An 8713-nucleotide genomic window follows, 5' to 3' on the forward strand; every position below is an offset into this window, starting at 1 on the left:
GCCTCCGAGTGGCTGACCTACACCCTGCCGGAGGACGAGCCCGAGGATGCCGTGCCGCCGGACTCGTGGCGGGCCGCGGCAGCGGGGCTGTTCAACCTCAGTGGGCTCGGGCTCGGGTACGTACTCATGCAGCGCTGGCCGCAGGCCGCCCTGTGCTGGGTCGCGACCGGCTGGCTGCTGGTGGCCGCGCTGCCCGCCGAACCGGACGGGGTGCCGGAGGGGGCGGTGTGGGCCTACGGCCTCGTACTGGTGGTGGCCGCGGCCCACGGGGCGTGGCTGGGACGCCGTACGCGGCTGACGTTGCCGTGGCGGTCGACGGTCGCCGCCGGGCTCGGGCTCGTGCTGCTCGTCGTGCCGGCCGGAGGGGCCGTGGGGTACGAGGCGGCGCGGGAAGAGGCGTACCAGCAGATGCTCCTCGACCGGCTCGAGAAGACGGACCGGCTGGTCACCGCCGCCTCCCAGCGCGACGGCGGCTTCGCCGAGGCGAAGGACGACTACGAGCGGGCGCTGAAGGGCTACCGTGCGCTCGGCGACGACCATCCCGGCAGCCGGGCGGCCAAGCGCGTCCCCGACCGCCTCGACCGGTTCTACGACACCGTCGCGGCGCCGTACCGCGAGAAGGAGTACTGCGAGGCCCTGGAACCGCTGCGGTATCTGTGGAAGCTGCCCGACACGATGGGCAAGCAGCGGCTCGGCTCCCTCGCCGCCTGGCCCGAGGAGCCCCTTGCCACCTCGCTCTACGAGTGCGGCATCGCGAACCTCGGCTCCGACGCCGTGACCCAGGCGGAGGCGGACGGCGGGGCACTGGCCGCACTCCTGCGTGACTTCGCCGACTCGGAACCGGCCGCCAAGGTCGGACCGGCCGTCAGCGCGGAGATCGCGAACCAGTCCAAGAAGCTGAAGGGCAACGACCCTTGCCCGGCCAACAAGGAGTTGCAGGCCATCAGCCAGACGATGGACGACCTGCCCGAGGGCAGCCCGGGCGACGGGTTGCGTACGGACGCCGCGGGCGCGGTGGAGTCCGGCGCCTACGCCTGCGGGGTGGATGAGTTCGAGGACGACAAGTTCGGCGCGGCGGCCGAGACGCTCAGCGCCTTCGCCGACGAGTACGGGGACAACAAGAACGCGAAGCGTGCCCGGCAGATCGCCATCGCCGCGGAGATCGCCGAGGAGCGGCCCGAGGCGGGCAAGAAGCTGCCGCCGTCCCGTAGCCCGGGCGGCGCCAAGATGCCCCTGGAGATCAGCAACGACGCCCCGACCGCGGTGGAGTTCCTCTACACCGGCCCGGTCACCGGCCGTATCACCCTCGCGGCCTGCGACGGCTGCACCGAGTACTCCAGCGAGTCGGAGGCCCGGGGCGCTGCCTGCAAGAACAGCTCCATCTCCTACCCGACCGACTCTCTCAACCTGCCCGTCGGCGAGTACCACACCCTCATCAAGTACGCCGGCGAAGACGCGGAGGACGTGACGAACGAGGCCGACGGCATGAGCATCGAACCCGGCTACACGTACACCAACTGCACGTACGTGGTGAGCGGGAGCAGCTACCCGGGACTTCCCGACCTTCCCCTGCCGGACCCCATCGAGCCGATCGAGCCCCTGCCCCTGGAGCCGAGGGTCTGACTCACCCGGCTCCTTCGCGGCGGCTCACTGGAGCCGCCGCAGCACCATCCTGATCGTCCCGTCTTGGGTGCGAACCTGCCAGCCCGTCAGGACCGTTCCTCGCGACGGCCCATACATCGGCTCATCCGTCCCGTGACTTCACAGAATTCACACAACACACGCCCACAACTTTAAGTTTCAAGTCATACGCTCGCCAACAGTCGGTGGCCGAAACACGGCGGCATGTGTCGCGGCCCTCGTTCCCCCCACAAGGCACAGGAGAGTTGACGTGCGGGACCGTCACGTAGTGGTGATCGGCGGCGGCTATGCGGGCGTCCGTCTGGCGAAACGGTTGGACGGGCAGGCGCGCGTCACACTGGTCGACCGCAAAGAGGTCTTCTTCCATCGCGTCGCCTCGCTGCGCGCCGGCGTGGACCCGGAGTGGACGGGGGCGCCCTTCATCCCGTACGACCGGCTGCTCACCAACGGCCGGGTGGTGGTGGGCAAGGTGGTCCGCATCGACACCACCGAACGGCAGGTGGCGCTCGCCACCGGCGAACGGCTGCCGTACGACGTGGTGGTGATCGCCACCGGCGCGGACTACCCCGAACCGGCCCGCTTCACCGGCACCACCCCGGAGGAGGCGGCCAAGTCGTTCGCCGAGCACCAGCAGAACATCGCCACCGCCCAGCACGCCCTCGTCGTCGGCGGCGGGCCCTCCGGCGTCGAACTCGCCGCCGAGATACGGCTGGCCCGGCCGGACGCCCGCGTCACGCTCGCCCACTCCGGCCCCGCGCTGCTCCACTCCACCGGCAGCGCACGGGCCGGGCGCAAGGCCCGCAACTGGCTGGAGTCCCACGACGTGGAGGTACGGCTCGACTCCTTCATGTCCCCCGGATACGACTTCGGCACGTACCGCGACGCCCGCGGCACCATCATCGAAGCCGACCTCTCCTTCTGGACCACGGGCACCACCCCCAACACGCTCTGGCTGCGCCTGGCCGGGCACGGCGACTGGCTGAACGCGGCCGGACAGGTCAAGGTCGACAAGGCGCTCCGGGCCGAAGGGTGGAAGGACGTGTTCGCGGTCGGCGACGTGAACGACATCAGCGAGCTCAAACTCACCCCCGCCGCGCTCGCCCAGGCGGACCTCGCCGCCCACAACATCCGTACGTACCTTCACAGTTCGGGCAAGCACCGCAAGGAGCCCCGCTTCTACCGCCCGATCCACCGCACCCCGCTCATCGTCCCCTTCGGCGCGGCCGACGGAGTGACCATGCTCCCCGTACCGGGCGGCGAGACAGCGGTCCTCGGCGGCCGCACCAGCACCCTGGCCAAGGCGAAGAACCTCATGACCCCGTACATGCGACGGCAGTTGGGGTACACGGCGGCTTGAGCGCACGGCACTCAACGCCTGACGCCATCACGCGCCCGGCGTTGTCAGTGGGGCCTGGCAGCATCCGGAGCATGGATTACTGGCCCTACCCGCCCGATGAGGCGGACCGTGTCGATCCCTTCGACAGCGAGCGCACCGAGAGGCAGTACGTCCTCTTCGGTGGCCACCGGCCCACCTCGGCGTTCACCGATCCCGCCTGGTTCGGTCACCGCGATCTGCATCTGTATATCCCGTGGGGCTACAAGATCCTTCGGATGGCCCAGAAGGTGGCCATCCATCGCCATGGTGACCTCGTACGGGACTGGCCGGTGCCGCATCGCGACCCTCGCGTCGACCCGGTGGACCCGCCCGCCGGCGAGACGCTGTACCTGGACAACTGGAAGCGCAGCGTCTGCGGATACCGGATCCTGACGTCGCCGACCGAGATGACCGCCGCCGAGGACGCGTACGACTACGCCGCCGCAACCGAGTTGGCCCGCGCCGCCTCGCGCGCCGAGGGACGCGCTCTGGTGGTGTACATGTACGACGCCGCGAACTGGCACTGAGCACGGGGCGACGCCGGCGCCGGGGTCGCTGCGCGGGTCACGGTCAGACAGCCAGGAACTCCCGCGCGGCCGCCGCTCCCGCCGCCGCGTCCCAGCCGCCCTTTCCGATCACGGCGGTCACGTGTGCCTCCGTGACGTCGCCGTCTGCCGCGATGAGTGCGTCGATGGCGTCCGTCCGAGGCTCCGCGCCGCCGAGTCCCGGCGCGGTCCGGGTGAGCGAGACGACGCTTTTGTGGATGCGGTCGGCATTCAGAGCGGGCAGGCCGACGCTGAGGAAGCCGTCCGCGAGGTCGTACTCGGCGCGCTGCCACCGGGCGCCGTCGAAGCCGTACACGAAACCCACGTACGCGTCCGCCGCCATCGCCTGTGACACCACCGGCCGCCACCAGTCGGGTGCCCCGGCGAGCAGGTCGGTCTCTTCCTCGCCGAAGTACTCCGCCGCTGGGCCGTAGTACGTCTCCGAGTACTCATGGTCGTTGCCCACCATGACCGCGCGGCCTTCGCCGACGTGGTGCAGGTCCACCCAATTGCCGCCCCCGTCGTCGAAGTGCCAGACGGAGCCGCGCGCACAGCAATCGGCTCCCCACCCTCGAGCCGCGCACACCACGGCGAACGCCGCCCAGCGGCCCCGCAGTTGTGCGGGCGCGGGCAGGTCGAGCGTCACAAGCCCCATGGTGGAGTCCACCTCTCTCCCAGTCGACCGTCGTCCCGGATCGGTTTCGGCCGCGCCCATTCAACCGCGCGCCACTGACAGTCGCCCCCGGTCCGCTGCCGGGTCGGCTCTTGGCGGGCCTGGTCGAGGCTGCGTAATCGGCGGGTGTTCGGCCGTACTGCTTCTTGAAGGCGCGGATGGAGTGGCTGCTGTCGGCGAAGTGCCAGTGGGCGGCGAGTTCGGAGACGCTCAGCCGCCGTCCGGACGGGGCGGTGAGTGCGAGGCGGGCGTCATCAGGATTCCTCTATCCCCCTTGCCGAGCACGTGGTCGATCCGCGCCACCGGCAGGGAAGCCGGCCAGTCCATCCGCTGAGGTGGACTACCGCGAGGCCGGAGGCCGGCCCTCGCAGAGTGCCGTCTGGACGGCAGCCTTCATGTCGTCGCTCTGGGCGTCCGACGCACCTGGGCCGAGGTTCACCATGACCGTCGCCTGCCTGCCGTGGACCGTGGCTCCGGCCGCCGTCTCGTACCCGAGGAAGTCGCCGGTGTGGCCCCAGTAGAGGCCGCCGCAGGGCAGCGGCCTGCTCTCCAGGCCGAGGCCGTACGCCCGGCCGTCCGGGTTGCCGGTCGGGCGGGTCTTCGTCATCTCCCGCAGTTGGGCGGGGCGCAGCAGCTCGCCGCGTACGAGCGCGTCCAGGAACCGGTTGACGTCGCCGCCGCTGGAGATCATCTCGCCGGCCGCGCCACCGACCGAGGGGCTGATCGCGGTGATGTCCCTGAGCGGCGCGTCCTCGCCGGGGCGCACGTACCCGCGCGGGTGCGGTCCGGGGATCGCCGAGGCGTCGCCCGGTACGTGCGTCTCGCGCAGGCCGAGTGGTGTGATGATGCGGCGGCGGATCTCCTCGCCGTACGGGTGGCCGGTCACCCTCTCGATGATCATGCCGGCCAGCAGGTAACCGGTGCTGGAGTAGCGCCAGCCGGTGCCCGGCTCGAAGGTCGGGGGATGGGCGAGCGCGATGTTCACGAGGTCACGGGTGTCGTGGTGGGCCAGCGGGTCCTTGAGGATCTCCTGCGGCCTGAGGTGGTCGAGGATGTCGGGCACGCCGCTGGTGTGCTGGAGCAGCTGACGAACCGTGATCTTCCGTCCGTCGTTGCCGTGTCCGCGGACGACGCCGGGCAGGTAGCGATCCACCGGCGCGTCGAGGACGACGCGACGCTCTCCCACCAGCTGGAGCATGACCGTCGCCACGAACGTCTTGGTCATGCTGCCGATCCGGAACCTGCTGTCGCGGCGCACCGGTGCGTGGGTCTTCACGTCCGCGACACCGCTGGTCAGCACCGTGCTGCCGCGCCGGTCCCGCACCTCGGCGAGCGCTCCGGGTGCGCCGTCGACCGTGGTCAGCCGGTGCAGGAGTTCACGCAGACGCGCGTGCTCGGCGGTGTTGGTGGACTGGGCGGCGGCCACCGTGGCGGCGGCGTTCTGCTGTCGTGCGTCGTTGTCCGTCGGTGCGCCCACTGCGACACCGACCGCCACGGCCAGTGTGAGTAAGCCACCCGTCGTGCGCTTGTGCTTGATCACGTGTGCTCCCCCTGCGACGGCTTGTGCCTTTGCCGTTCCACGATGTCCGCAGAGTGCGAGCCGGCGCGATGGGGCGGCCATCCGGACCGTAGGTGGGGTTAACCCCCGGCGGAGCCCCAAGTCCCCGACTCCGCTTGCCAGTTCACCGCGCCACCGTCGCGAGGACATCGTGGCCCAGCCGCTGGATGACATCCGTGGCGAGTCGGTGCCGTACCAGCTTGCCGTCCCGGGTGGAGCGGACCAGGCCCGCTTCGCGCAGGGTGCGCAGGGCGCGGGAGACCTGGGGTTCGGTGGAGCCGAGTCGGGCGGCGAGTTCCGAGGTGGTGATGGGTTCGCCCAGCAGATGGCGGCACAGCTCCATCCGGGCGGGCGAGGTCAGGGCCATCAGGCGGTGGTGCAGGTCCCGCAGGGTCAGCTGCCCGGCCGGGGTGGTGCCGCGCGCCGCGTACTGCACCACCACGCAGGACGGGTGCTCGTTCTTGACCGTCAGATGCGGCCACACTCGGGCGGACGGGACGAGAACGAGGGGGCGCGGGGCCACCTTCACCTCGTCGATCTGCAGCTTGTCCAGCCTGACCCGTTCCCCGGGCCCGACCCGGGCCGCGGTCGGCAGCAGTTCGGTGAGGATGTCCGCGGGCGAGCGAAGCGCGACGGGGGTCCCCCCGGCCGAGGGTGCACCCAGGGGGAGGGTCGCCACCCGGCGGCGTACTTCCCGCGCGTGGTCCTCCAGGGCCGGCCGCAGGGTGCTCCAGTCCTCGGCGAAGAACGCGGTATCGGCGGCCCGCAGCGCCGCCAACAGCCGGTCCCGCAGCTCCAGCGGCGCCGCCACCAGTTGTCGCGCCAGCTCGCCGCGGGCGTAGGAGCGGCGCAGACAGCGGCGTACGAAGTCCTCCGCGGCGGCGGTGCCGGCGCGCAGCTCGCCGGGCGGCGGCACGGGCAGCGCGTTGGTGCCGAGGACTCCGGGCGCCACCAGCTCCAGGAAGTCCTCGGCAGGCAGCGCCGCGATCGCCGACAGCTCCTCGTCCAGGTTCGCCGCGATGGGCAACGTACGGGGAAAGAACAGGCGGCAGCGGTATCGGGCCCACAGCGGAGCGAACACGGACAACTCGTCGTGCAGTTCGGGTCCCGCCGCGGCGGCGCGGGCCGCCCAGCCGGCGGCCTCCGGGTGGTGCTCGGGTTCGGCGAGCACGTGCAGGCTCGCCATCAGTTCCGACAGCGCGGAGGGCCCGACCGCGAGGTCCGCGGGGCCGAGCCCTCCGAGGTCGAGGACGATGCTCACGCCGTCAGCGTACGGCGGGGGTTCACCGAACCGGTGCGCCCGGACCGAGCGGGATGCCCAGCAGGTACCAGGCGAAGAACAGCAGCACCCACACCAGCAGCATGATCATGGCGAGGGGCAGCGTGAAGGAGACCAGGGTGCCGATGCCGGCCTTGCGGCGCAGCGTCTGCAGGTAGCCGACACAGAGCATGAACGAGGTGCTCATCGGGGTGATGGAGTTCGTGCAGGAGTCGGCGATGCGGTAGAGCGCCATGGTGGTGGCCGGGCTGGTGCCGAGCAGCATCAGCATCGGTACGAGGGCGGGGGCGACGAGCGTCCACAGCGCGGAACCCGAGGTGATGACGAGGTTCATCAGCGCGACCGCGACGATCAGCAGAGAGAACAGCACCAGCGTGGGCGCCCCCAACTCCCGTAGGAAATCCGCTCCTTCGACGGCGACGACCGTGGAGATGTTCGTCCACTTGAACAGGGCGAGGAACTGCGACACCGCGAAGAACAGCACCAGCAACGGTGCGATCGAGCGCACCCCGTCCGCCATGAACTCCGGTATCGCGCGGCTCCCGCTGATCCGCCCCGTGAGCCGCCCGTACACGGCGCCGATCAGCAAGAAGAAGACGGTGAGGAAAACGGCGATGGCGTTCATGAAGGTGGACTCCACGATCGCGCCGCCCTCGCCGCGGAGTGGTGACGCGGCGGGCAGCATCGCCAGCACGATCAGCGTGGCGTAGCCGAGCACGGCAAGGCCCGTCAGCTTCAGGGCCCGCCGCTCGGTGGCGTCGTCGACCCCGGCCGCGACGACCTGCTGGGCCGCGGCCGCCTCCAGGTCCGCGTCGGGGATCAGGCGGTGTTCGCGCTTGGCGAGGATCTTGTCCACGACCAGGGCGATGGTGCCGGCCAGGACGAACGCCGAGACGGTGGTGAAGTACATGTTGTCCGTCGCCCGGACCGTCACGTCCTTGTCGACGAGGTGCGCGGCCTCGGTGGCCACGGAGGCGAACAGCGCGTCACCCGGGGCGATCAGCGGGTTCGCGTCGCCCGCCGCGTTGATGGACACGAACGCGACGATCATGCCGAGCATGGGGGAGCGGCCCACGGCGCGGAAGGCCACCGCCCCGAGCGGGATGAGGACCACGTACGCGGAGTCGGACAGGAACTTCCCCAGTACGCCGCCCAGGGCCACGCCCAGGACGACCGTACGCGGGGACAGGCCCGACAGCATGCGGCGGGCCAAGGCCTCGAAGAGCCCCGACCGTTCGGCGACCGCGACGCCGAGCATCACCATCAGCACGATGCCGAGCGGGCCGAAGGTGACGAAGGACTCCTCGGCGCCGGTGACCAGGTCCCGTACGGCGTCCGCCGACAGGGCGTTGCGTACGCCGACCTGATCACCCGAGGAGGGGTCCTCGACCCGCAGCCCGGAGACGTTCAGCACCCAGCTGGCGAGGGCGACGACCCCGCACAGGATCCAGAACAGCCAGAACGGATGCGGCAGTGCGTTTCCCGCGCGCTCGACCAGGTCCAGGAGCCGGGAGCCACGGCCCCCCTCGTCGGGCTCGGCGGCCTGCACCTCCTCGGGGCGGGTGTCAGGTGTGCTCATGGCGGCCTCCTGTGAGGACTGGGAGATGACGGAAGGGGGGAACGCGAGAGGGGGGAGGGGAGG

The 8713-nt window shown here is 70.9% G+C and carries 7 protein-coding genes and 1 pseudogene; 3 read left to right on the forward strand and 5 right to left on the reverse strand.

What is annotated here, in order from left to right:
- The 3 genes from G6048_RS44705 to G6048_RS44715 form a co-directional block, all read left to right on the forward strand.
- A partial coding sequence (locus G6048_RS44705) for a hypothetical protein (protein ID WP_328828827.1) occupies positions 1-1623 on the forward strand: 1623 nt, incomplete at its 5' end.
- 268 nt (positions 1624-1891) lie between these two features.
- The gene (locus G6048_RS44710) at positions 1892-2998 is read left to right on the forward strand and encodes an NAD(P)/FAD-dependent oxidoreductase (protein ID WP_165345356.1); all 1107 of its coding nucleotides are present in this window, start codon (positions 1892-1894) and stop codon (positions 2996-2998) included.
- 71 nt (positions 2999-3069) lie between these two features.
- Positions 3070-3543: a hypothetical protein gene (locus G6048_RS44715; protein WP_165345357.1), complete on the forward strand. Its 474-nt coding sequence runs from the start codon at positions 3070-3072 to the stop codon at positions 3541-3543.
- Positions 3544-3586: 43 nt separating this feature from the next.
- Here G6048_RS44715 and G6048_RS44720 read toward each other — a convergent pair whose 3' ends face one another.
- From G6048_RS44720 to G6048_RS44740, 5 genes and pseudogenes are all read right to left on the reverse strand, one after another.
- The gene (locus G6048_RS44720) at positions 3587-4216 is read right to left on the reverse strand and encodes a proteophosphoglycan 5 (RefSeq protein WP_165345358.1); all 630 of its coding nucleotides are present in this window, start codon (positions 4214-4216) and stop codon (positions 3587-3589) included.
- A 145-nt stretch (positions 4217-4361) separates the two neighbouring features.
- Positions 4362-4448, reverse strand: a pseudogene (locus G6048_RS51225) (AraC family transcriptional regulator); the annotation flags it as partial.
- A gap of 126 nt (positions 4449-4574) precedes the next feature.
- A complete protein-coding gene (locus tag G6048_RS44730; protein WP_165345359.1) occupies positions 4575-5774 on the reverse strand; it encodes a serine hydrolase domain-containing protein in 1200 nt (399 codons plus the stop codon).
- 142 nt (positions 5775-5916) lie between these two features.
- The gene (locus G6048_RS44735) at positions 5917-7053 is read right to left on the reverse strand and encodes an ArsR/SmtB family transcription factor (protein ID WP_165345360.1); all 1137 of its coding nucleotides are present in this window, start codon (positions 7051-7053) and stop codon (positions 5917-5919) included.
- A 22-nt stretch (positions 7054-7075) separates the two neighbouring features.
- Complete coding sequence (locus G6048_RS44740; RefSeq protein WP_165345361.1) at positions 7076-8650, reverse strand: AbgT family transporter; 1575 nt, start codon at positions 8648-8650, stop codon at positions 7076-7078.
- Between the last annotated feature and the right edge of the window lie 63 nt (positions 8651-8713).

The organism is Streptomyces ureilyticus (genome assembly GCF_011045025.1).
In the GTDB taxonomy this organism is placed as follows: Bacteria; Actinomycetota; Actinomycetes; order Streptomycetales; family Streptomycetaceae; genus Streptomyces; species Streptomyces ureilyticus.